A 23378-nucleotide genomic window follows, 5' to 3' on the forward strand; every position below is an offset into this window, starting at 1 on the left:
ACGGCCGCAGAAATGGCGCTCTATGCCTCAAAAGGGACACAAACCGCAAACTGACCATCCCTGGAAAGGCGACGTCCTGCCCCACACCTGGGGGGCCGTTTCTGACGTGCGCTCAGGGGACCTCACCGCGTTGCGCTAACACCCTTCGACTCCGCCCTCCCGGCTGCGCTCAGGATGACACGGCACCTCCTGTGCCTCGTGGGGGATATCTTAACGATGAAGCGGGTCCTCAGGAAGGCGCTCGAGCTGTGGCAGCACCACCGGGTCTCGCGGGTCGCGGCCGCGCTGTCGTTCTACGCGATCTTCACGGTGCCGGCATCGATCCTGATGGTCGTCTGGCTGGCGCGCGCGGGGCTCGGCCCGTCGCGCGGACTCCCGGCCGTCGACGCGGAACTGGCGCCGCTCATCGGCGCCAAGGGAACGCAGGGTCTCAACACCCTGGTTGCGGCCTCGCAACACAAGCTCGCGGCGGCCCCCATCGTGATCGGGGCTGCCCTGCTTCTGGCCGCGGTCTTCGGCATCTTCATGCAGGTGCAAGAGGCGCTCGACGACGTCTGGGACATTCCGGAACACCGCCGTGGCGGCGTCAAAGAGATCGTCGTCCTGCGGCTGCACGTCGTGATCGTGGTCGTGGCGCTTGCCTTATTGGCACTCCTGGCGCTTTTTGGCGCGGCGGCCGGCGGCCGGGCGGGCGCAATCGGCCTCAACGCCGTCGCCATAATCCTCTTCCTCACGGTGGCGTACCGCGTGCTGCCGCGCGCGGACGTGGCATGGAAGAGCTGTGCGCTGGGCGCCGTCATAACCGGCGCCGTGCTGCTTTTAGGCGAGGCGGCGATCGCGTTCTACCTCACGCGCTTTCACCCCGAAAGCGGCTATGGCGAAGCGGGATCGACGATCGTCCTGCTGATCTGGGTGTACTATTCCGCGTTGCTGTTTCTGTTCGGCGCGATTCTCACGCGCGCACTCGAGGACGCTTAAACGACCAGGTGCGCGAAGGCGGGGCCGCCCACGGTGTACCCGAGGACGAAAACGGCCGCCACGACGACGAGAAAAATCCGGAGTAAAGGCCGGTCGAGGGACAGGGCAATGAGGACCGTACCGGCACCCAACGTCCCGACGGCAGCTAAAGCCAGGCCGGATTCCGTGACTCGGTGGAGACCGACCCACAGAAAGAACGCCACGGCCGTGCCGACGAGAAGCGCAAGCATTGCCGACGTCATCCAGATCACGAAGTCCGCCGGCTCGCGGAATGAGCGATCGTGCATCATCGGAGCACTATAATACCGCTCGATTCGTAAGGGTTGCTTAAAAGGGAGTGAGCCGGTTGCTTTTTCCCGGTGATTTTTTTCGCCAAATTTAGAGAATCAAATGAGAAGGGTGCCAGAAAAGCAGGTAAGCTTGCAGTGCCGCTATTCCGGCATAGAAGACGACAACCCACGGCGGTTTTACCCAGCATCGCCATTGTCGAACGCCAAGCGCGTACGCGAGGAGATACAGAACGACGGCGACGACGGAAAGCGCGAGCACCGCGTACTTTCCAAAGATCAGCGCTAAGAAGGCGGCCTTGCAAAACGTAAATGCGTAGCCTTCGATCTCCGTTCCACGTTGCTCGCGCGCCGCATCTTCCACGATTGTTTCCTTTACCTTAGTGCATGTTGTTTAAGCCGCCGGCGATCGTGTTGCACAGTGCCGTTCCCCCGAGCAAACCCGCGGCAAGTCCCACAAGCAACCCGCTGACGATGCCGACATTGCGACGAACCGCCATCGCTGCCCCGGTACCGAGTAAAATGGCGACGGCATATTCGAGAATGAAAGCCAAACTGAGATTTTTCGTCGCCTGCCCTATAGCGATGCCGAAAACTAAAAATAAGACGAGCGTCAACACGCTGCCGCCGACCAGCATGCCGACGACGACACCGATGATGAACGTGGTGACGTCGGACTTAACCGGCGGCTGCTGTGACATTGCGCGGCATCGACAACGCGGCGAGTTTGCAAGCAAAGAAGATCAAGCCGGCGCAACACGCGAGCTGCGCAGCGGTCAAACCGAGCGGCGTCGCGGCGACGTCGCGAAAGAAATCGACCGTGAACCGCTGCGCGCAAAACAGCATGCCGCCGGCGTAAAACAGAGCGTTCTCGGGCAGACGCACGCGCCGCTCGATCGCGCAGAGCGCCGCAAAACTGACGGCTGCCAGAAGTGCAAGATACAGCTGCGCCGGATGGCGCCACGCATCGTGGTCGTGCACGGCCCACGCGACGGCCGTGACTTTGCCGTAACAGCAGCCGCCGATAAAGCACGCGACGCGGCCGATGGCCTCACCGGCCGGAAGCGCTAACGCGAAGAGATCGCCGGTCGGACGCGTGACGCCGAGCGCGCGCTTTGCGAGCACGACTGCGATCCAGCCGCCCGCAATACCGCCTTCGATCGCTTTGCCCGGCAGGCCGGTCGCAAGCCACTGCACGAGGTCCGCGCCCACTAAGCCGCCCAGAAGTCCGGCCGTCATCACGAACGCCGCGACGTTAGGAGAGAATCCCCGGCGCCGTGCCATCCACCAAAAGACCGACGCGGCCGCACAATACGCGCCGGCGTAAACCGGAGCGGCCAACGCCCATCGAACGTGTTCGTCTATTCGATCCACGAAGCACTCTTTTCGCCCCGAGCCTGCCCCGAGCATTGTCGAGGGGCGACCGCCAAGCCTAGGCGAATCACAAGCGCCGCATGGTAAAGCGCGCGGTATCGGCGGGAATCGCCGGCGGAATCCTTCTCGACCTCTACCTGTGGCTGACGACGGCACTGCCGGCGCATCAAAGCATGCTGCCCGTCTGGCAGTTTATCGCTTCGACCGTCTTCGGAAACGTCGCGTTCACGAGCGCGTCGTACGCCGCAGCCGGGCTCGCCATCCATTTTCTGGTCAGCATCGGGTGGGCCGGCGGCTACGCGTACTTCGTCCAAACGCAGCCGGCAACCAATCGTCGCTGGATCCTCGCCGGCGCCGCCTACGGCCTCGTAGTGTACGTATTGATGCAGCTGATCCTATTGGGAGGCGGACACTTCACGCCGCCCGCGACGCCAAACGCACTCGTTATTCCCGTCATCGGTCACATCGTTTTCTTCGGCATTCCGGTCGCTTACGTCGTGCGCGCGCTGACGCCGGAAGTTTCGAAGGCGTGATCGGAACCATAACGGTTTCGCTCGGCGCGCTGCGGCACAACGCGGCGCTCTTGCGCGAAGCGATCGCACCCGCCCGCTCGGCCTTCGTCGTTAAAGGGAACGCGTACGGACACGGCTTGGTCGAAACGGCGCTCGCGGTCGAGCCGTTCGCCGCACGCTTGTGTGTGTTTTCGATCGAGGAGGCGCTGGCGCTACGCGACGGCGGGATCACGGCGCCGATTCTCGTGCTCGGCCCGGTTCCACCGCGCGCGCTCACCGACGCGCTGCGCATCGATGCCGAAATCGCGCTTTGGAGCACGAAGGAATACCTCCGCGCGCTTGCCGGAGCCGCGCGCGAGCGGCACAGTCGCGCGCGCGTGCACGTCAAGATCAATACCGATCTCAATCGGCTCGGGCTGGAGCCGCACGAGCTCGTCGACGCGCTCGAAGAGTATCTGCATCATCCGGAAATCGAGATTGCGGGGATCTATTCGCATCTCGCGTCGGCCGAAGAGATCGACTCACCATACACGATGCATCAGCTCGAAGCGTTTGATCGCGCGCTTACGCAGGCCAAATCGCTGCTCGATAGCCGTGAGATTTCGCCGATTCGACACATCGCGGCGTCGGCTGCGGCGATGCTCTGGCCGCAGACGCGGCTCGACATGGTACGCTTCGGCATCGCCCTGTATGGACTGTGGCCCTCGCCGCAAACGCGCCAGGCGCTGGAATCGCCGCTCGATCTTCGTCCGGCGCTTTCGTACGCGTCGAAAATCATCGTCGTACGATCGATTCCGGCGGGCGCGTCGGTCGGCTACGGCGGAGCGTTTCACGCACCGCACGACATGCGGGTCGGCGTCGTGCCGGCCGGCTATGCCGACGGATTGCCGCGCGCGCTTTCCAACAAGGGCCACGTGCTCGTCGACGGCGCGATCTGCGCCATCGTCGGCCGCGTCGCGATGAACATGACGGAGATCGATTTGACCAACGCGCCGAACGCGCGCGCGGGCTCGACCGTAACGCTCATCGGACGCGACGGCGACGCGGAAGTCACCGCCGACGACTGGGCACTCTGGTCCGACACGATCAATTACGAAATCGTCACCCGTCTACCGAGCGAAATCCCGCGCGAGTACGTGGACTAACTCGTTGTCATCCTGAGCGTAGGCGCGTAGCGCCGAAGTCGAAGGGCAGGCGAGATACATGTGTGTGGCGCCGCCCTTCGACTTCGCGCCCTCCGGGCGCTACGCTCAGGATGACAACATTGGCGACACGATCAATGACGAAATCGTCACCCGTCTACCGAGCGAGATCCCGCGCGAATACGTTGACTAACTCCGATGCGTTAGTTTACGGCGGCTATCGCCGACCGCCCCTGTCATCCTGAGCGTAGGCGCTTAGCGCCGAAGTCGAAGGGCAGGCGAGATCTTTGTCATCCTGAGCGTAGGCGCGTGGCGCCGAAGTCGAAGGGCAGGCGAGATAAATGTGTGTGGCGCCCGCCCTTCGACTTCGCGCCCTCCGGGCGCTACGCTCAGGATGACAACATGGGCGACACGATCAATTACGAAATCCACCCGTCTACCGAGCGAGATCCCGCGCGAATACCTTGACTAACTCCGATGCGTTAGTTTACGGCGGCTATCGCCGACCGTCCCTGTCATCCTGAGCGTAGGCGCGTAGCGCCGAAGTCGAAGGGCAGGCGAGATAAATGTGTGTGACGCCCGCCCTTCGACTTCGCGCCCTCCGGGCGCTACGGTCAGGATGACAACATCGGCGACACGATCAATTACGAAGTCGTCACTCGTCTACCGAGCGAGATCCCGCGCGAATACGTTGACTAACTCCGTGGTGTTAGTTTACGGCGGCTATCGCCGATTTTAGGTCGATCGTGCCTTTGTAGAGCGCGCTGCCGACGATGCACGCGTCGACGGTTAACGGCACCGAGCGCTTGAGCAGCTTGAGATCGTCGATGTTGCGGGCGCCGCCGTTTGCGGTGATCTTCACTTCGGCGGCGCTGGCTACTTCGTTGAGCGCGTCGATATCGTACCCCTCACCCATGCCGTCGCGGCGAATTTCGGTGAACAGAATGCGCGCGACGCCCCACATGGCGACGCGCTTGACGAGCGCATCGCGGTTGACCGGGGAACGCTCTTGCCAACCGTGCGTTGCCACTTCTTGGCCACGCGCGTCGATCGCGGCGATAACCTTCTGCGGAAAGCGTCCGATGATGTGGCGCGCCATCCGTTCGTCTTCGACCAGGATCGTTCCGATGATGATTTCCGCGGCGCCCGCGCCAAATGCGGCTTCGGCTTGTTTGACCACGCGAATGCCGCCGCCGACCTGCACCGGCACGTCGACCGCGCCGCAGATCGCTTCGACCGCCGCCTGATTCTCGCCCGAGCCGAGCGCGCCGTCGAGGTCGACGACGTGCAGCCGGCGCGCGCCGGCGGCGACGAACGCCTTCGCACGATCCACCGGGTCGCCGTCGTAGGCCGTCGACGTTTCGAGATTGCCTTGCTCCATGCGCACGCATTTACCGCCGCGCAAGTCGATGGCCGGAATCACCTGCATCGGATTCCTCCTAGCTCCTCACTCCGTTGGAGTCGCGCTTTTCGATCGGAACGTATGGACCGGGCGGGGGACCGTCGTACGTCGCTTGCGGCCGAATCAATCGATTGTCGGCCAACTGCTCGAGCACGTGGCCCGTCCAGCCGGCAATTCGTCCGCATGCAAACAGACAGGTGAACTCGTCGCCGGGGATATCGAGATCCGCAAGGACCGGAGCGGTGTAGAAGTCGACGTTTGCGTAGATGGTGTTGTCGGGCTTCTTTTCTTGCAGCACCTTCCGGCTCGAATCTTCGAGCGAGCGTGCGATGTCGTACCACTTGCTATTCCCGACGTGTTGCGAAAGCTTCTGCGCCATCGCTTCGAGATGACGCGCACGCGGATCGCGAACTTTGTACTCGCGATGGCCCATGCCCATGATACGTTCGCCGCGACCGAGCACGTCGCGAACGTACTGCTCGCCGCGATCGGCCGTCTTGACTTCGGTAAGCGTATGGTATGCGGCACTCGCGGCACCGCCGTGCAGATCGCCTTGCAGTGTCGCCAGCGCCGACGTAATCGACGCGTAGACGTCGGCCCGCGTCGACGCAGTCACCCGCGCCGAGAAGGTCGACGCGTTGTACGAGTGATCGGCCAGCAAAACAAAGTACGTATCGAGCGCGTCCTCTTCGATCGCGTGCGGCACTTTACCCGAACGCATATAGAGGAAGTTGCCGGCTTGCGAAAGATCGGCGCGCGGCTCGATCGGATTGAGGCCCCGGCGGATACGGTCCCACGCGGCGACGATCGTCGGCAGTTTTGCGATCAGCTCGATCGCGGTGTGAACGTCGGACAAATGTTCGCCGTGCGCGTTAACCGGCGAAAAGAGCGCGAGACCGCTGACGACGGTGCGCAGCACGTCCATCGGCCATGCCGTCTTTGGCACGTTCTGCATGGCATTGATGAGTGGTTCGGGCAGCGACCGGCGCGCGCCGAGCTCGCGCTTGAGTGAGTCGAGTTCGTGGCGGTTCGGCAAATGTCCGTAGAGTAAAAGGTGGATGATCTCTTCGAACGTCGCGTTGGGGGCGAGGTCGTCGATATCGTAACCGCGGTAGGTCAGGCGACCGATGGTACCCTCGACGTTACTAAGCTGCGTGGACCCGACGACGACGCCTTCGAGACCGCGATCGACAACGGTTGGCAACGATGTCCTCCTGGGGAGCGGCCTCCGCAGAATGCGGAAGCGGTCACGGGTTTTCGGCGGCCGGGAGGGGGTGTCATCCTGCGGGCCAACCTGTCCCGCATGGAAGCGCTCGATCTCACGAAACGGCCGCCGCGCAGCCCTCGCGAGCGCCTCGGCGACCTCGACCTTTTGATGATGGCCCGTACGTTCGACAAGGTACGCGCCACCTTGCCGGGCGGGAACATCGGCCCCTATCAAATCTCCGGTTTTAGCTCGAGTTTGCTCAACGCGCTCGAGATGTCCGAAGCCGACCTGCGTGCGGTTATCGCCAAGGCAAGCGACGAAGCCGAAGTCGCGCGCTGGATTCGCGGACGCACCGATCCGTCGAAGTACGCCGAGTTCAACGAAAAACTCTCGGCACGGAAGATCGCCGATCGCATTGGCGACGAAAAGTGGGCCGCGCGATATCCGATCGCCAAACGCCTGCCGCCCGAAACGCCGTTGATCGATATGCTCGTCATCGACGACGAAGACATGTTCGCAAAGCACTAAGGAGGTCGACTCGTGGCCGACGGAATTGCCATCGAAACCAAAGCTCGCGTCGCGCACATGCGCATTTCGCGTCCCGAAAAGAAGAACGCGCTGACCACGGCGATGTACGCCGACATGGCCGACGCACTCGAATGGATTGGCGACGACGATGCGATTCGCGTGCTGGTGATCGAAGGCGGTCCCGACTTTACGGCCGGCAACGACCTGATGGACTTCATGCAGGCGTCGATGAAGGCGGCGTCGTTCGAAGATCTTCCGGTGCTGCGCTTTTTGGGCCGGTTGCGCGACTGCAAGAAACCCGTGGTCGCCGCCGTTCGCGGACACGCAATCGGTATCGGCACGACGATGCTGCTCCACTGCGATGCCGTCGTCGCGGCGCGCGACGCGCGCTTCCGGCTGCCGTTCGTTCCGCTCGGCCTGGTCCCCGAAGCCGGTTCGAGCCTACTGCTGCCGCTGATGATCGGGCGCATGCGCGCCAACTGGCTGCTGATGTCGGGCGAGTTTTTCTACGCCGAGGAAGCAAACGCGATGGGGCTGATTACTAAGCTCGTCGACGACGAAGTCGTCGACAGCACCGCAACCGAAATCGCCGGACAGTTCGCGCTGCTGCCGCCGGCGGCGCTGGCCGACACGAAACGGCTGTTACGCGAGCCGACCGCCGAGCAAGTCGCCGCGCAAATGGAAGAAGAAGCCCGCGTGTTTTCGGTCCGCTTAGCGTCCGAAGAGTTTCGCGAAGCGGCGATGACCTTGCTCTCGCGCTCTAACGCTTAGCGCTCTAAGCGGCGTCGCGGGTTTCGGCGCGTTCTAGCGCGTAGCCGATCAAACGGTCGATCAAGGCTTCGAACGTAATGCCGGTTGCCGCCGCGGCGTCGGGAAGCAAACTGGTCGGCGTGAGTCCCGGCAGCGAGTTGATCTCCAAGATATACGGGCGGTTATCGCGGCTCACGATGAAATCGGTACGTGAATAATCGCGCAGACCGATGAGGCGATGCGCGGAGAGCCCCAGCATTTGCATGCGCGCGGCGAGATCTTCGTCGATGCGCGCCGGCACGATGTGGGTGCTGCCGCCGGTTTGGTATTTGGCCTCGTAGGTATAAAACTCGTCGCGATTCGGAACGATCTCGATTACCGGAAGCGCTTCTTCGCCGAGCACGCCGCACGTAAACTCGCGACCCTCGATAAACTCCTCCGCCAACACTTCGGAATAGGCTTTCGAGGCGCTCAGCATGGCGTTGGTCCACTGTTCGTGCGTGCGGACGATGACGACGCCGAGCGCCGAACCCTCGAAGCGCGGTTTGACGACCAGCGGCAAATCCAGCGAACCGGGCAAGAGCGGCAACGTGCCGCCCGAGAGCTCGAACAGATCCCACGCTGCAGTTGGCAGGCCCTCGGCCGCCAGCAGCTTCTTCGTCAAATGCTTGTCCATCGAAAGCGCCGCCGCCTCGACGCCGCTGCCGGTGTACGGAATCGACAAGTACTCGAGCAGCGCTTGAACGTGACCGTCTTCGCCGCCCGGTCCGTGCAGCGCGTTAAAAACCACATCCGGTTTGATCTCGCGCATCGCGTCGATGAAACGCTCATCGTAGTCGACCGATTTGGCATCGTAACCCAACGACTGCAGTGCGCGCAGCACCATCGAGCCGCTTTGTATCGACACTTCGCGTTCGGCGCTGCTGCCGCCCATGGCGACTGCGACTTTAGCTTTGCGTTTCATTACTATCTACGAACACTCCAACGAGATGAACTTCCAGCTGCAGCTCGACGCCGAATCGATCGCGCACCGCCCTGCGCACCCTCGCGAGCAAGATTGCGACGTCCTTTGCGCTCGCGTTATCGACGTTATTGATGAAGTTGGCGTGCAGGGGAGAGACTTCCGCGCCGCCTTCGCGCCATCCCTTGGCGCCGGCCGCCTCGATCAAGCGGGCCGCTTTGTCGCCGTCGGGGTTGCGAAAACACGACCCCGCGTTGGGCATCGCGATCGGCTGCGTGCGTTTGCGCCGCACCAGCCGCGTCTGCATCTCCTCGCGCACGCCGCGAGGGTCGGCCTTGGCAAAGGCCAGGGTGACGCGCGACACGACGGCGTCGCGAGCCAAGGTCGAGTGACGGTAGAAATACTCGACGGTGACCGGGTGCGGTTCGGGCTTCGTCGGAGACTGTACCCAGACGTCGCGTACGAACTCACCCATCTCGCGATCGGTTCCGGCATTCATGCGCAGCGAGCCGCCTACCGTGCCGGGAATCCCCGACAGCGACCCGATCGCGACCGCGCCGGCCGACGCCGCGCGCGCGGTTACCGTCCCCATCAGCGCCGACGCGCCCGCCGCCACGACAATCTCGCCCTCAACTTCATTGACGGTTACGCGCGCGAAACCCGAACCCAGCCGAACGACGATTCCGCGCATTCCGCCGTCGCCGATCAGCACGTTGCTTCCGCCGCCCAGCACGAACCACGGCAGCTTTCGTTTGAAGCAAAAACGCATCAGTGCAGCGAGTTCGTCTTCGCTTTCCAGCAGCACCAGCGCGTCGGCGGGGCCGCCGATCTTCCACGACGTAAACTGCGCGAGCGATTCGTCGAAGGCCACGCGATCGCCCAACAGCTCGCGCAACGCCGTTCGATCGGCCTCGGTCAGCAAACTCTCGAGGGCTTGTTGCGTCGTCAAACTCATCGCGCCACGCCCTGCTCTAGTGCGACGCGAGCGGCGAGGCGCGACGCAACATCGGTGATGTTTCCGGCGCCGAGCATGAGCACGAGCGCCCCGCGCGGCGTTTCATCCAATAGACGATCTTCGAGCTCGGCGACACCGGCGACGTAGCGCACGTCGGAACCGGTGCGCGCCAGCGGTTCGCCGATCGAGCGCTCGCTCACACCCGGCATCGCCGGCTCCGATGCCGCATAGACCGGCGCGAGATAGACGCGATCGGCACCTCGCAATGCGTCCGCGAAATCCGCGGCTAGAAAAGCGGTTCGCGTGTACCGATGCGGCTGAAACGCCACGTACACCGGCCCGCGATGGTACTGCCGCGCGGCCAGAATCGTCGCGCGCACCGCGGTCGGATGATGCGCGTAATCGTCGACGAGGATCATGCGATCCGTGGCGGACAGAATGTCAAAACGGCGGCGCACGCCGCGAAACGCGCCGAGCGCGCCGGCAATCCGCGCAAACGGAATCTCGAGATGGCGCGCCACCGCGATTGCGGCGAGCGCGTTGAGGATGTTGATCTCACCGGGAACGCGCAGCTCGACGGTCCCCAGGCAAACGTCACCGGCGATCGCATCGAATGACGCCGTCACTCCGTCGAAACGGACGTTCGCGCCGCGGACGTCGGCGCGCGGTCCGAAACCAAACGAAATCGTCTTGGCGCGCAACTCGTGCTCGAGCAGCGATGCCGACAACTCGTTGTCCGCACCGACCACGGCGAGACCGCCGTCGGGAAGCTTGGCAAGAAACTCGCCGAACGCGCGCACGAGCTGCGGCAGTTCCTCGTCGCTGGCGAGGTGATCGTTTTCGATGTTCGTCACGATCGCGATCTCGGGATCGAGCAGCGCGAACGAACCGTCCGACTCGTCGGCCTCGGTGACGAACCACGGCGACGTTCCGTCGTGCGCGTTGGTGCCGAGCAAGCCGTCGATGCCGCCGAGGACCAAACTCGCGTCCACGTCCGAGAGCCGCAGCACCGCGTGCACCATGGCGGTCGTCGTCGTCTTTCCGTGCGTTCCGCACACGGCAATGCCGCGACGGCCGTCGATGAGTTTTGCGAGCATCTCGCCGCGGTGCAGCAGTGGAATGCCCAAACGCTGCGCGGCGGCGTACTCGGGGTTGCGCCGCTCGATCGCCGAGCTCACCACGACCGTTTGCGCCGAGCGGACGTTGGCGGCATCGTGGCCGATCGTCACGGCGACGCCTTCGTCGCGCAATCGCGCGATCAGCGGCGTTTCCTTGACGTCCGAACCGGAGACGGCTTCGCCGCGCGCGAGCAGAATGCGCGCGATCGCGCTCATCCCGATGCCTCCAACGCCGACAAAGTGTACGCTCACGCTTTAGTTCTTTCTCGCCAACAAGGCGTCGACCCGGGCGACAATGGTCGCAACCGGATCGCCCGCGCTCAAACGGGCGGCCGCCGCCCGCATCGCGTCTAAGCGCGCCGGTTCGGCGCATTCCGCCAAAACGATGCGCAATCGGCCCGAAGCGAGCTCGCGGTCCGCAACCGTTACGCCCGCCCCCGCCGCCGTAAACTGTTGCGCGTTTGCCGCTTGATGGTCTTCGGCCGCGTGCGGATACGGCACGAGAATCGCGGGTTTCCCCAAGGCCCCCAGCTCGCCGAGCGTCGACGCGCCGGCACGCGCCAGCACCAGATCGGCGGCGGCGTACGCGTCGGCGATATCGTTGAGATAGGGTCGAACGATCGAATCCGACGGGCCGAGCTCGGCACGTACGCGGTCGTACTCGTGTTCGCCCGTCACTTGCAGCAGCTGCCAGCCCGGTGGAAGTCCATCACTTTTGGTCAGCGAGGTCAGCGCATCGTTGATCGCGCGCGCGCCCTGACTGCCGCCCATCGCGAGCAGCGTCTTGCGGCTTGGATTGAGTCCGAGACGCGCGACGGCCGCTTCGCGCGAAGGCAGATTGCGTAAGGACGCGCGCACCGGAACGCCGGTCTTCACGTATTTTCCGTCAAAGCGCGCATCGCCGGCGTCGAACGCACCCCAGACTTCGTCGACGAGCGGCGCGAGCAGACGATTCGTCAATCCCGGACGCGCGTTGGGTTCAAAAAGCGCAATCGGTCCGCGGTAGAGTGCGAGCGTTCGCAGCGTGCGCGCCGCCAGCACGAGCGGAAAGCATACGTATCCGCCGGTAGCGATCACGAACGCGGGTTTGAGTTTGCGCAGCAGTGCGAAACTCTGCACGGTTCCCGCGGCATTGGCAAATGCGGTCAGCGGAAGTTCGGCGTTGACTTTTCGGGATAGGGGCCGGCTCGCGATCGGATGCAGCGTGTAGCCGGCTTGCGGCACGATCTTGGCTTCGAGCCGACCGGCCGTGCCGACGAATTCCGATGCCGTACCGCGCGCTTTTAACGCGTCGGCAATCGCGATGGCCGGATACAGATGGCCACCCGTGCCCCCGCCTGCAAAGACAACGGTCACGCTCTGGCGCTGAGGCGTCGGGATCGGCCGACGTTGGCGATGAGGGCGACGGCGATCAGATTGACGACCAGCGAACTTCCGCCGAACGAGATGAACGGCAGCGGCACGCCGGTAACGGGCCACGACGACGTGACGACGCCGATGTTGATGAAGGCTTGGATCGCGATCATCGACGCACATCCAATCGCCAAGAAGAATCCGAACCGGTCGGGCGCGCCTAGCGCGATACGAATCGCGCGATAGGTAAAGGCCATGAAGAGGAAGATGACGGTGAGCGCGCCGACCAAGCCGAGCTCTTCGCCGAGAATCGAAAAGATGAAGTCGGTGTATTGTTCGGGGAGATAGAAGAACTTGGCGCGCGACGCACCCAAGCCGACGCCGAAGATCCCGCCGCTTCCGAGCGCCAGCAGCGACTGCACGATGTGAAAGCCGGTGTTCTGCGGATCCTTCCACGGATCGAGGAACGCAAAGATGCGCGCACGCCGGTAGGAACTGGTGAGCACCGTTGCGGCGGCAAACGGAACGGTCACCAATGCCACGGCGGCGAGATGCGCGACGCGCGCGCCCGCCGAGAAGAACAGCGCGAACGCGGTAAAGACGATTAGGCTCGCGGTTCCCATGTCGGGCTCTTTGAGCACGAGCAGCGCGACGATTACGACGGGGACGCACAGCGGAAACAGGCCGCTGCCTAGCGACGTGATGCGTTCCCCGCGCACCGAAAGCATCGCCGACAGATAAATGATGACGCCGAGTTTCGCAAACTCCGACGGCTGGACGCTCAACGACGACACGCCGATCCACCGCCGGCCGCCGTTAACGCCCAAGCCGATGTGCGGAACGAAGACGAGCACCAGGCCGACGACCGCGCCGACCAGCAAGAACGGCGCCGCGCGCTTGAGCGCGGTAAGGTCGAGGCGATACACGAAGTAAGCGGCGCCCAAACCCGCGACCAGCCAAATCAGCTGGCGCTTGAGATAGTACGCGATATCGCCGTGTTCGGCGTACGCCGTCGCGCTCGACGCGGAAAAGACCATGACCAGACCGATACCGACCAGTGCCGCGACCAGCGCGAACAGCACCGCGTCGGGCGGCTGCGTAACGTACGACTGCACCGGCGCGCGCTCGCTGCGCCGATTCCGTGCTACCGCAGCGCCGCTACGCACCGGCCGGCTCCCGAAGTTCGGAGACCGCCGCGATGAAACGCTCGCCGCGATCTTCGGCCGAACGGAACATATCGAACGACGCGCATCCCGGCGAAAGGAGCACGACGTCGCCGGCTTGCGCGAAATCGCGCGCACGCCGCACGGCATCTTCCATCGACGTGGCGCGCACCGTTACCGGCGCTTGGCTTGCCTCGACGATTTCCGGCGCCGCTTCGCCTATCGCGACGAGCGCTTTGACGCGGGCGCGAATGGCGCGCCCCATCTCTTCAAAGCTCGTGCCTTTCGCGCGCCCGCCGGCGATGAGCACGATCGGACGATCGAACGCGAGCAGCGCCGCAACGACCGAACCCGGATTGGTCGACTTGGAGTCGTCGACGTAGGTCACCCCGCCGACTTCGCCAATCGTCTGCAGCCGGTGCGGCATCGGTTTAAACGAAGCCACCGCCGCGCCCAACGCGCCCGGGTCGCATCCGGCCGCGATCGCCGCGAGAAATGCGGCCATCGCGTTTTGCACGTTGTGCTCGCCGGCTAATGGAATGTCGCCGCGCCCGACGATCGCGACGGGTCGCGGATCGCCGGAGACCGGCGCGTACGTCACGATACCGTCGCGTACGTACATCGTGGCCGAGCCCGCGCCCAGATCCGACGGATTAGCGGCTAACGTGAACCACATTTGATGCGCCTGCACCCGCGTCTCGCCGTGGCGCCAATGGAGCTGTGCGATCCGCGGATCGTCGAGATTGCCGATGAAGAAATCGCTCATCGACTGGTTGGCGAAGATGCGATACTTCGCCTCGGCGTACTCGTCCATCGAGTAGTAACGATCCAAATGATCGGGCGCGAGGTTCAGCAACACCGCGACGCGCGGACGAAACGATCGAATCGCTTCGAGCTGGAACGACGAGACTTCGGCAACGACCCAATCGCGCTCGGTCGCCGGCAGAATTTCTTGGATCAGCGGATTGCCGATGTTCCCGCCGACGTACACGGTGCGGCCGCACTCGCGCAAAAGGTGACCGATCAGCGCGGTCGTCGTCGACTTTCCCTTGGTACCGGTCACGGCGACGATCGGCGCCTTGCACAGGCGGTACGCAACTTCGATCTCGCTTACCACCGGCACGTTCGCGGCGTTGACCGCGCGGACGACCGCCGACGTCGGGGGAACGCCCGGCGACAGCACCGCCGAAGTGAGACCTTTGAACACCGGCTGCAGCTCGCTCGGCAAGACGAACGTCCCGCCCGCCGACTCGACCGCAGCGATGGCGTCTTGCAGCTCGGCAGCGGGTTTTTCGTCGGTTGCGTACACGCGCACACCGCGATCGCGCAACACCGACGTGCTGGCGAGACCGCTCTTGCCGAGCCCGATGACGAGCACCGTTTCCGTAGCGTCGAATGCAAAAAAACTACTCATCGAACGATCGCCCAGCCCACGGCAGAACACAACAGCGACGCCAGCCAAAAGCGCCCCGTCACTTTCGTTTCGGGCCAGCCCTCCAGCTCGTAATGGTGGTGCAGCGGGCTCATACGGAAGATACGCTTGCCGTGCGTCAGCTTGAAGTACGTCACTTGCAAAATGACCGATAGCGTTTCGGCGACGAAGACGCCGCCGATCACGATCAGCAGCAGCATCTCGCCGCTCAAAATGGCGACACCCGCGAGCAGCGCGCCTAACGCCAGCGATCCCGTGTCGCCCATGAACATTTTGGCCGGATGGCGGTTGTAGTAGAGGAACCCCAAGCACGCGCCCAGCCCGGTCGCCGCACCGATCATTGCCGCCGGTACGAGCGTTTGCGCGCCGATCAACACGAACACCACTAGCGGGGGCACGATCGTTCCGGTTGCGAGTCCGTCGAGTCCGTCGGTAAGGTTGACGGCGTGGATCGTGCCGACCACGGCGACAATGCCGAGCACGAGCCACAGCCAGTGCGGTGCGATCAGCGAGTAGGAACCGGCGTGAAATAGCGTGTCGCGCGGAAAGAAACTGTACGATCCGTCGAGCGCGCGCAGGAACATGATAGCGACGAGCGCCGTGAGCAAGAACTTCGTTCGCGCGCGCAATCCGCGATTGGTCCCCTGACGTACCGCAAGATAATCGTCGATGAATCCGACGAGCCCGCACGCGATCGCCAAAAAGCCGAGCGGCACGACGAGCGGCACGCGGGTGAGCATGGCGAGCGCCATCGCCACGATGAAGATCACGCCGCCCATCGTGGGGGTACCGCTCTTGACTTGATGCGTGGCCGGCGCGTCCTCGTACGCACGTTGGCGAAACTGCAATCGGCGCAGCAGCGGCAGCACGAGAGCTCCTACGACGAGCGCCACGACCGCGCCCTGGAACGCCCATAATGGTGCGGCAGCCAACAGCGTCATGCCGGAACGTCCTCGCGCAGCGGACTTCTTCCGGCGGCGCGCCACTTCAATACGACGACCGGCGTCTGTTCGTCGCCGTTGCCGTGCGGATTATCCAGCAGCGCTCGCTCGATAGCGGTACGGTTCACGCCGTCCGACGCACCTAACACTTTGGCCTTTTGTAAGTCGTTGGCATCGACGACCGCGCACGCGATGCCGGTGCGCGACGCAAACGTCGCCGAGAACGCGTCGGGATCGCGCGGCGCAAACACGATGGCGCGTTCGTAGGGTGGCATGGTTCCGGTGTAGCCGTCGATGGCGGTAATCGCATCGCCCATGACTTCGTAGAAGGCGCCGCGGCGTCCGCGCAGGCGGCCGAGCACGTGCGCCGCGGTTGCCTGCACGACGCGCCAAACGCCGACGCGGTCGATCACGAGCTGCATCGACTCCGGCTGGTTGACGGTTGCTAAGGCGCCCGCTCGTCGCGACAACGCATATGCTAGCCGCGACGGACGCACGAACTCCGCCGGAACGAACTCGCCTTCGGCGATCGCGACGGCCGTCTCCGAGACCGCAATGACGTCACCCGCGCGCGCGATCCCGCTCACCGCTTCGGCAACCACGGCAACGAGATCGTCGCCCGGCCGCACCAACCGCGTGCGTACGGGAATGGCAACCAAGCCCGGCGGCAGCTCGGGACGCACGACGGCGAGCGAACGCGTCGCAACACTCACGCGAGCAGGTCCTCCACGATTTCCTCGAGCTTGTATTTACGCGATCCTTTGAGCAGCACGACGTCGCCTTTGCGCGCGTGTTCGCGCAGCCAGCGAGCGGCCTGCGCGTTATCGTCGATCGTCACGATCATCTGCGACGAAAAGCCGGCCCCGGCGGCTCCACGGGCCAGCGCGCCGGCGTATTCTCCGCTAACAAGTAATACGTCGACGCGCTTGGCTGCGTGCGCCCCCACCCGCTCGTGCAATTTTTCAGATTCGTTTCCCAGTTCGGCCATGCTGCCGAGCACGGCAATCGCGCGTTCGGGTTTCTCCATGGCGAACGCGTCGAGCGCAGCGACCATTCCGCTCGCGTTGGCGTTGTACGCGTCGTAAATGACGCGCCAGCCGGCGGGCACGCGAAACGATTCGAACCGTCCTTCGGGCAAGCGTAACGTCGCCAGAACCTCGCGCATCGACGCGAGCGGTACGCCGAGCTCGAGCGCGCCCGCGATTGCCGCGGCCGCGTTGGCGCGGTTGTGCAGGCCGGGAACGTTGACGTCGACGTCGAGTTCTTCGCAGCGATCGCCGTCGCGATCGACCGCGCGCGAGCGTCCGGCCAACGTCGTCATGCGGCCCGGACGATCCGCGGCTTCCGCTTCGCGCGCGGCAAACCAATGCGGCGGATGCACCAAACGGGCGGCACGCTTGACCGAGACGGGATCGTCGGCGTTGAGCACCGCACGCGCGCCTTTTTCAAAGAGCGCCCACTTCGTCTCGGCAAGCCGTTCGCGCGATCCCATGATTTCCAAGTGCGCTTCGCCAATGTTGGTCAGCACGCCGACTTCGGGTTTGGCAAACGCGACGAGCGTTGCGACGTCGCCGTACTGGCGCGCCCCCATCTCGATCACGATTGCGTCGTGTTCTTCATTGGACGCCGCGAGCAGCAGTTTGCCGACGCCGATCTCGTTATTCTCGTTGGCCGGCGCCGCGATCACGCGGCTTCCGTATTTCGTCGCCAGCAGTTGCGTAAGGAACGCCTTCGTCGTCGTCTTTCCGGTACTGCCCGTAATCGCGATGACGCGCCCCGCGAACGTGTCGCGCGCAATGCCCGCCAACGTCATGTACGCCGAGCGCGTACGCTCGACCAGGAGGGTTGCGACTCCGGGAACGCGCGAATCGGCTTCGTCGACGACCAGCAGCGCGGCGCCGCGCTTGACGGCGTCGGCCGTGTAGTCGTGACCGTTGAACCGGTCGCCGGTCAGGGCCACGAACGTGTCGCCTCGCTCGAGCGTGCGCGTGTCGGTGCTGACGCGCACCTCGGCCGGCGCGGCATCGGCATCGAAGAGCGTCGCACCCAGCGCGGTCACGGCTTGTTGAATCGGGATGTTCATGCTAGACGCTCCAAGGCGTCCCGCACGACCGCGACATCGTCGAAATCGAGAACCCGTTCGCCGACGAGCTGATACGCCTCGTGTCCTTTTCCGGCGACGAGCACGACGTCTCCCGCGCCCGCTTCGGAAACGGCGCGTTGGATGGCGCGCCGCCGGTCGAGCTCGACCGCGACGGTCGACTGGGACCCGCTGCCGGCAACGATCTCGGCGGCAATCGAGCCGGGATCCTCGCTGCGCGGATTGTCGCTGGTCACGATCACGCGATCGGCCAACCGGGCCGCGACGGCGCCCATCTCCGGACGCTTGCCGCGATCGCGATCGCCACCGCAGCCGAAGACGACGAAGAGTTTGCCGCGCGTCGTTTCGCGCAGCGATCGCAGCGCGTTTTCGAGCGCGTCGGGCGTGTGCGCGTAATCGACGACGACGTCGATGGCGCCGCCACGCACGTGCTCCATCCGTCCGGGCACGCGTTCGAGCTCGGCCAATCCGGCAGCCGATGCGGCATCGTCGACGCCCAACGTGCGCGCGGTGCCGATTGCGGCCAGCGCGTTCCAAACGTTGAACCGTCCGGGAAGCCGCACGAAGAACTCGCGGCCGTCGAGCGTAAAGCGGCTGCCGCCCGGTTCGACGGCCACGTTGGTCGCGACCAAGGTGGCGCTGCGGCTGCCGTAGGTCAGCGTTTCGACGCCGCGCCCGCGAAGATCGGCGGCCCAGCGCAAGCCGTGTTCGTCGTCGGCATTGATCACGCACGTCTGCGCGAGCGCGAACAGCCGGCGCTTCGCCGCCGCGTACGATTCCAACGTCTGATGAAAATCTAAGTGATCGCGCGTCACGTTCGTCAGCACGCCGATGCGGAAACGCACGTCCTCGACGCGATCGAGTGCGAGCGCGTGGGAGCTGACCTCCATCGCGACCGTAGTCGCCCCCGCGTCGTGCATCGCCGCGAGCAGGCCTTGGAGCTCCACCGGTTGCGGCGTCGTGTTCGCAAGCGTCCACGATCGATCGCCGAACTCGGCGCCGACGGTGCCGATGACGCCGCACGGGCGGTTTGCCGCATTGCAGATTGCGGCAATCATGCGCGTCGTCGTCGTCTTTCCATTCGTGCCGGTCACGCCGGCGACGTCGAGCGCCTGCGACGGATCGCCGTAAAACGCGGCGGCGAGCGGCGAGAGCGCGCGCCGCGTATCGGGAACGTGTACGACCGTCACGTGCGCCGGTACGCGCGGCTGATGCGCCGCCTCGACGACGATCGCGATCGCGCCCTTGGCAACCGCCTGCGCGACGTACTCGTGACCGTCGGCGTGTTCACCGCGCAGCGCGACGAAGAGCGCTCCCGGAGACACCGCCCGCGAGTCGATCGTTATTGCGGTGACCAAGCGCGTGGTGTCGCCGTTGACTTGCGAGCTCGCCGGCAATCGGAGCAACAGCGCCGCCAGCTCCATCGTGCGCTCAGCCATGCGCCGGCTTTACGGGATCTTCCACCGGCAAAATGCCCGCGTGCAGCATCGCCGCGCGTGAAATCTCGGAAAAGGCCGGCGCCGCGACGACGCTGCCGTAGTAGGAACCGATGGGACGCTCGACTTTCACGTAAACCACGTATCGCGGGTGTTCGTAGGGGACCATTCCGATAAACGAGGCGGCATAGTATCCCGCGCGATAGGTGCCGCCGACGACCATCTCCGCGGTGCCGGTTTTTCCGGCAGTCGTATACCCGGGGATTTGGGCCGACGGGTCGCCCGTTCCGTGCATTACGACCAAGCGCAGGAAGGCGCGCAGCTCGGCGGCGGTCTTTTCGGAGAAGACGCGGCGGACGACCTTAGGGGTAGTGGTGCGGACCAGCTTGCCGTCTTGATCGTAGACGGCGCGAACGATCCGCGGCTGGAGAAGCAGGCCACCGTTGGCGATCGCGCAGTAGTAGCGCGCCATCGCGATCGGGGTCACCGACACGCCTTGCCCAAACGACATCGTCGCGAGCGACGGCGCGCTCCAATCCGGCGGCGGCGGCACGATGCCGGGGTTTTCGCCAGGCAGACCGATGCCCGTCGGATCGCCGAAGCCCGCGCGTCTCTCCATGTCGTAAAACGTACGCGCGCCGATGGACATGCCCACTTCGGCGGCGCCGACGTTGTGCGAGTACTGGATGATCTGCGAGAGCGTTTCGGTGCTGCCGTTTAGCGGCATATCGTCTTCGGCGTTGTGGATTACCCGGCCGCCGACTTCGAGCGCGTCGCGCGCCGGAAAGACCGACGTCAGCGACACCTTATGGGATTCGAGTGCGGCCGCGGCGGTAACGAGCTTAAAGGTCGAGCCCGGCTCGTAGGCGTCCATCACGGCGCGGTCGCGGCGCGCTCCGTCGCCGAACTTCCAGAAACGATTCGGATCGAAGTCGGGCATGTTCGCGAGCGCAAGCACTTCGCCGGTCCACGGATCCATCACGATGGCCGTTCCGTCGAGTGCGTGAAAGGCTTTGACTTGCTTTGCCAATGCGCGTTCGGCGGCGAACTGTAAATACGAGTCGATCGTCAGCTCGACGTTGTCGCCGGGTTCCGCCGGCTTGACGACGCGTTCCATTCCGAACGGAATCGGCCGTCCGAACTCGTCGGCTTCGAGCGTCATCGAGCCCGAGCGGCCGCGCAGGACGTCGTCGTACGAGTACTCGAGTCCGTCGAGGCCGTTTTCATCGGTGCCGACGAAACCGATCACCGTCGACGCCAGCGTTCCCACCGTATCGACGCGCAAGCCTGAGTCTTCTTCTTTTAACGCGATACCGGGCAAGCCGAGATCGCGCACGCGTTCGGCAACGTCGTGCGGCACTTTGCGCGCGATCCACGCGAACCACGAATGTTTGTCACGCAGTCCTTCGATCGTTTCGGGCGAAAGTTTGCCGACCGTCTTGCTCAGTTGCGCGATGGTGCGATTGACGTCGGTCATGTCGCGCGGTACCGCGTAGACGCTTTCGGACGGCAAAGAACGCGCCATCACGTTTCCGTCGCGATCGAGAATACTGCCGCGCCGCGCGAAGACTTCCACCGTGTCGGATCGCTGCGCGAGCGCGTCGCGCGCATAGGCAGGTCCGTTACGCACTTGCACGTCGACCAGCCGCCAGACCAGGTAGAGCGCGATGAGCAGGCAAGCGTAGAATAGATACTTAGCACGCATCGGGGCGACGCGCGCGAACGTTCGTTGATGCACTGCTAGGGGTGAGCGGGAATCAACATCCCCGCGAGCGAGGAGAAGGCGGCGAGATGCCGCCCCTGCGACGCCTGCGCCGACGAAGGCAGCTCGACCAGGGCGAAATGCTGCGGTTCGATCATGCCCAAGCGTGCGGCAAGCGCCGCCAAACGGTCGTCCGAGCGAAGCACCGCGATCTTGTCGTCGAGACGCATCGTCTCGGCTTGGAGCGCCGCGCGCTCGTGCTTGGCGTTGGCAACGGCGTACGACAACCCGGTGAGTTCCGACGTGAGCACGACGTAGGCCATCAGGAACGCCAGCACGATGGTGAGTGCGCCCGAAATTTGCAGTAGATTCTTATATCGCGCTTTCGACTTTTTGTCGATGCGCCGGTGCGTCGCCGCACGCGCGGTGCGAGGATTGGGAATCCGGTGCTTGCGTTCGAGTTGGCGGGGCTGTACCAATTAACTGGCCTTTCGTCGAGCCGCGCGCAACTTAGCGCTGCGCGCGCGAACGTTTTGCGTGATTTCGTGCTCCGTGGGAGCCAGCGGCCGGCGCGTCAGGACTTCGAGCCGTTCGTCGTCGCGGAACGTATGCTTCACGATGCGGTCTTCGAGCGAGTGAAAGCTGATGACGGCCACTCGACCGGCCGAACGCAAGCGCCCAATTGCGGCGTGCAGGCCCTCGCGCAGGGCGTCGAGCTCGTCGTTGACCGCGATGCGCAGCGCTTGAAAGACGCGCGTCGCCGGATGGATGCGCTCGCGCCGCCCAGGGCGGTGAACGATGCCCGCGATCAGCGATGCAAACTCGGTGGTGGTGGCAGGCAGCGTCCCTGACGCGCGCCGCTCGACGATCGCGTGTGCGATGCGACGCGCGGCACGTTCTTCACCGTAATGGAAGAACATGTCGGCCAGTTCGCGCTCGCTCGCACTGGAGAGAACGTCGTACGCGGTGCGCCCGGCGTACGGATTCATCCGCATGTCGAGCGGCGCGGGTTTGCCCAGGGAGAAGCCGCGTTCGGGATCGTCAAACTGCATGGACGATACTCCCAAGTCGAATAAAATGCCATCGATCGACCCGATCGCTTGACGGTCGAGCTGCTCGCACAGCTCGCGAAAGTTCGCCGGTATAAAGGTAAAGCGAGGGTCGGCGATCTCGGCCGCTCGCGGTATCGCCGATGGATCCGCGTCGAACGCGAGGAGCCGGCCAGTCTCCAAACGATCCAAGATCGCCCGGGAGTGCCCACCCGCACCGAAGGTCGCATCGACGTAGATCCCATCGGAGCGGATCTCCAGGCAGTCCAAGGCCGGACCCAAGAGCACTGGGACGTGGCTCATGCGCGCACCACATCAGTACACGCCGAGGTCGGCCATGAAATCGGCAACCTCGCCCCCCGAGACGCTCTCGACGTTGTAGCGTTCCGCGGCCCAAATCTCGATGCGCGTCATCATGCCGACCGAGACGACGTTGCGTTCGATGCCGGCATAGGCGCGCAGACTGGCGGGAATGACGACCCGGCCCTGGGTATCGCTTGTGACTTCCTCTGTATGGGCGAAGATGTAGCGCAAAAACCGCCGGTACTTGTCGCGGTCTTCCTTGCGCGGCGGCGCCTCGAGCCGGCGCGAGATTTCCACCCACGTCGCAAGCGGAAAAAGGGCGAGGCACGGGTCCGGGTGCCCGATGGTTAGGACGAAGCGTTCGCCCAGGCGGTCCCTGAAGCGCGCGGGCACGATGAGACGCCCCTTACCGTCGAGGGCGTGCTGCTCCGACCCAGCGAAACGCGGCAGATCCGCCTGCACCTAAGTCCTCCGGAGACACCACTAAGCACTACTTTGCTCCACTATACGCCCCAAGAAGGCGCGAGGCAAGTTTGACCGGTGGCGGGATCCAGCTTAATTACGGAAGTCCATCTAGCACGAACGCTTGTTCGATGACGTCTTTCCGCTCGCGTTATTGGAAGGCGAGCGCTTTGCACGAGCGCCTACGCCTGTCGGTTCTCCACGAATCGGCGAGAAATACGT

The 23378-nt window shown here is 64.3% G+C and carries 25 protein-coding genes; 5 read left to right on the forward strand and 20 right to left on the reverse strand.

Annotated elements, in window-relative coordinates; translation table 11 throughout:
* Nucleotides 1–216: 216 nt before the first annotated feature.
* The gene (locus tag VGG89_10215) at nucleotides 217–978 is read left to right on the forward strand and encodes a YihY/virulence factor BrkB family protein (GenBank protein HEY1976910.1); all 762 of its coding nucleotides are present in this window, start codon (nucleotides 217–219) and stop codon (nucleotides 976–978) included.
* On the opposite strand, the gene VGG89_10220 is transcribed toward VGG89_10215, so the two are convergent.
* The 4 genes from VGG89_10220 to VGG89_10235 all read right to left on the reverse strand — a co-directional run bounded on the left by VGG89_10220 (nucleotide 975) and on the right by VGG89_10235 (nucleotide 2639).
* Nucleotides 975–1268 (reverse strand): hypothetical protein, encoded by a 294-nt coding sequence (locus tag VGG89_10220; GenBank protein ID HEY1976911.1) that lies wholly within the window; start codon nucleotides 1266–1268, stop codon nucleotides 975–977. The two genes, VGG89_10215 and VGG89_10220, sit on opposite strands and share 4 nt — an antisense overlap.
* 88 nt (nucleotides 1269–1356) lie before the next feature.
* Nucleotides 1357–1629, reverse strand: coding sequence for a hypothetical protein (locus VGG89_10225; protein ID HEY1976912.1), 273 nt, complete (start codon nucleotides 1627–1629; stop codon nucleotides 1357–1359).
* 16 nt (nucleotides 1630–1645) lie between these two features.
* Nucleotides 1646–1966, reverse strand: a complete 321-nt coding sequence (locus tag VGG89_10230; GenBank protein ID HEY1976913.1) for a hypothetical protein — start codon at nucleotides 1964–1966, stop codon at nucleotides 1646–1648.
* Entirely contained in the window at nucleotides 1944–2639 is a 696-nt protein-coding gene (locus tag VGG89_10235; GenBank protein ID HEY1976914.1) for a prolipoprotein diacylglyceryl transferase family protein, read from the reverse strand. The genes VGG89_10230 and VGG89_10235 overlap by 23 nt, the downstream gene beginning before the upstream one ends.
* 80 nt (nucleotides 2640–2719) lie before the next feature.
* On the opposite strand from VGG89_10235, the gene VGG89_10240 reads away from it, so the two are divergent.
* Both VGG89_10240 and alr read left to right on the forward strand, forming a co-directional pair.
* Nucleotides 2720–3172: a hypothetical protein gene (locus tag VGG89_10240; GenBank protein HEY1976915.1), complete on the forward strand. Its 453-nt coding sequence runs from the start codon at nucleotides 2720–2722 to the stop codon at nucleotides 3170–3172.
* Entirely contained in the window at nucleotides 3169–4296 is a 1128-nt protein-coding gene (alr, locus tag VGG89_10245) for an alanine racemase (GenBank protein ID HEY1976916.1), read from the forward strand. Before VGG89_10240 ends, alr begins: the two co-directional genes overlap by 4 nt.
* A 706-nt stretch (nucleotides 4297–5002) precedes the next feature.
* Here alr and hisA read toward each other — a convergent pair.
* A complete protein-coding gene (gene hisA, locus VGG89_10250; GenBank protein ID HEY1976917.1) occupies nucleotides 5003–5722 on the reverse strand; it encodes a 1-(5-phosphoribosyl)-5-[(5-phosphoribosylamino)methylideneamino]imidazole-4-carboxamide isomerase in 720 nt (239 codons plus the stop codon).
* Nucleotides 5723–5732: 10 nt separating this feature from the next.
* Entirely contained in the window at nucleotides 5733–6899 is a 1167-nt protein-coding gene (locus VGG89_10255) for a citrate/2-methylcitrate synthase (GenBank protein HEY1976918.1), read from the reverse strand.
* Between the two features lie 99 nt (nucleotides 6900–6998).
* Between VGG89_10255 and VGG89_10260 the strand changes: the two genes are divergently transcribed.
* Both VGG89_10260 and VGG89_10265 read left to right on the forward strand, forming a co-directional pair.
* A complete protein-coding gene (locus VGG89_10260; protein HEY1976919.1) occupies nucleotides 6999–7430 on the forward strand; it encodes a DUF5069 domain-containing protein in 432 nt (143 codons plus the stop codon).
* A 12-nt stretch (nucleotides 7431–7442) separates the two neighbouring features.
* Complete coding sequence (locus VGG89_10265) at nucleotides 7443–8201, forward strand: enoyl-CoA hydratase-related protein (protein ID HEY1976920.1); 759 nt, start codon at nucleotides 7443–7445, stop codon at nucleotides 8199–8201.
* Between the two features lie 4 nt (nucleotides 8202–8205).
* On the opposite strand, the gene VGG89_10270 is transcribed toward VGG89_10265, so the two are convergent.
* Genes VGG89_10270 through mraZ form a run of 14 tightly spaced genes read right to left on the reverse strand, consistent with a single transcriptional unit; the run spans nucleotide 8206 to nucleotide 23156 of the window.
* Entirely contained in the window at nucleotides 8206–9144 is a 939-nt protein-coding gene (locus VGG89_10270) for a D-alanine--D-alanine ligase (GenBank protein HEY1976921.1), read from the reverse strand.
* The gene (gene murB, locus VGG89_10275) at nucleotides 9128–10096 is read right to left on the reverse strand and encodes a UDP-N-acetylmuramate dehydrogenase (GenBank protein ID HEY1976922.1); all 969 of its coding nucleotides are present in this window, start codon (nucleotides 10094–10096) and stop codon (nucleotides 9128–9130) included. Before murB ends, VGG89_10270 begins: the two co-directional genes overlap by 17 nt.
* Nucleotides 10093–11466, reverse strand: coding sequence for a UDP-N-acetylmuramate--L-alanine ligase (murC, locus tag VGG89_10280; protein HEY1976923.1), 1374 nt, complete (start codon nucleotides 11464–11466; stop codon nucleotides 10093–10095). Before murC ends, murB begins: the two co-directional genes overlap by 4 nt.
* 3 nt (nucleotides 11467–11469) lie before the next feature.
* Nucleotides 11470–12570: an undecaprenyldiphospho-muramoylpentapeptide beta-N-acetylglucosaminyltransferase gene (gene murG, locus VGG89_10285; GenBank protein HEY1976924.1), complete on the reverse strand. Its 1101-nt coding sequence runs from the start codon at nucleotides 12568–12570 to the stop codon at nucleotides 11470–11472.
* Nucleotides 12567–13733 (reverse strand): putative lipid II flippase FtsW, encoded by a 1167-nt coding sequence (ftsW, locus tag VGG89_10290; GenBank protein ID HEY1976925.1) that lies wholly within the window; start codon nucleotides 13731–13733, stop codon nucleotides 12567–12569. The genes murG and ftsW overlap by 4 nt, the downstream gene beginning before the upstream one ends.
* The gene (gene murD / locus VGG89_10295) at nucleotides 13726–15144 is read right to left on the reverse strand and encodes a UDP-N-acetylmuramoyl-L-alanine--D-glutamate ligase (protein HEY1976926.1); all 1419 of its coding nucleotides are present in this window, start codon (nucleotides 15142–15144) and stop codon (nucleotides 13726–13728) included. Before murD ends, ftsW begins: the two co-directional genes overlap by 8 nt.
* Nucleotides 15141–16103 (reverse strand): phospho-N-acetylmuramoyl-pentapeptide-transferase, encoded by a 963-nt coding sequence (mraY, locus tag VGG89_10300; GenBank protein HEY1976927.1) that lies wholly within the window; start codon nucleotides 16101–16103, stop codon nucleotides 15141–15143. The genes murD and mraY overlap by 4 nt, the downstream gene beginning before the upstream one ends.
* Nucleotides 16100–16816, reverse strand: a complete 717-nt coding sequence (locus VGG89_10305) for a coenzyme F420-0:L-glutamate ligase (GenBank protein HEY1976928.1) — start codon at nucleotides 16814–16816, stop codon at nucleotides 16100–16102. Before VGG89_10305 ends, mraY begins: the two co-directional genes overlap by 4 nt.
* Entirely contained in the window at nucleotides 16813–18186 is a 1374-nt protein-coding gene (gene murF, locus VGG89_10310; protein ID HEY1976929.1) for a UDP-N-acetylmuramoyl-tripeptide--D-alanyl-D-alanine ligase, read from the reverse strand. Before murF ends, VGG89_10305 begins: the two co-directional genes overlap by 4 nt.
* The gene (locus VGG89_10315; protein HEY1976930.1) at nucleotides 18183–19643 is read right to left on the reverse strand and encodes a UDP-N-acetylmuramoyl-L-alanyl-D-glutamate--2,6-diaminopimelate ligase; all 1461 of its coding nucleotides are present in this window, start codon (nucleotides 19641–19643) and stop codon (nucleotides 18183–18185) included. Before VGG89_10315 ends, murF begins: the two co-directional genes overlap by 4 nt.
* Complete coding sequence (locus tag VGG89_10320) at nucleotides 19636–21345, reverse strand: penicillin-binding protein 2 (protein ID HEY1976931.1); 1710 nt, start codon at nucleotides 21343–21345, stop codon at nucleotides 19636–19638. Before VGG89_10320 ends, VGG89_10315 begins: the two co-directional genes overlap by 8 nt.
* A 35-nt stretch (nucleotides 21346–21380) precedes the next feature.
* Nucleotides 21381–21821, reverse strand: coding sequence for a hypothetical protein (locus tag VGG89_10325; GenBank protein ID HEY1976932.1), 441 nt, complete (start codon nucleotides 21819–21821; stop codon nucleotides 21381–21383).
* Nucleotides 21822–22694, reverse strand: a complete 873-nt coding sequence (gene rsmH, locus VGG89_10330; protein HEY1976933.1) for a 16S rRNA (cytosine(1402)-N(4))-methyltransferase RsmH — start codon at nucleotides 22692–22694, stop codon at nucleotides 21822–21824.
* Between the two features lie 12 nt (nucleotides 22695–22706).
* Nucleotides 22707–23156: a division/cell wall cluster transcriptional repressor MraZ gene (gene mraZ / locus VGG89_10335; protein ID HEY1976934.1), complete on the reverse strand. Its 450-nt coding sequence runs from the start codon at nucleotides 23154–23156 to the stop codon at nucleotides 22707–22709.
* Between the last annotated feature and the right edge of the window lie 222 nt (nucleotides 23157–23378).

This window comes from Candidatus Baltobacteraceae bacterium (assembly GCA_036488875.1).
Taxonomy (GTDB): Bacteria; Vulcanimicrobiota; Vulcanimicrobiia; order Vulcanimicrobiales; family Vulcanimicrobiaceae; genus JAFAHZ01.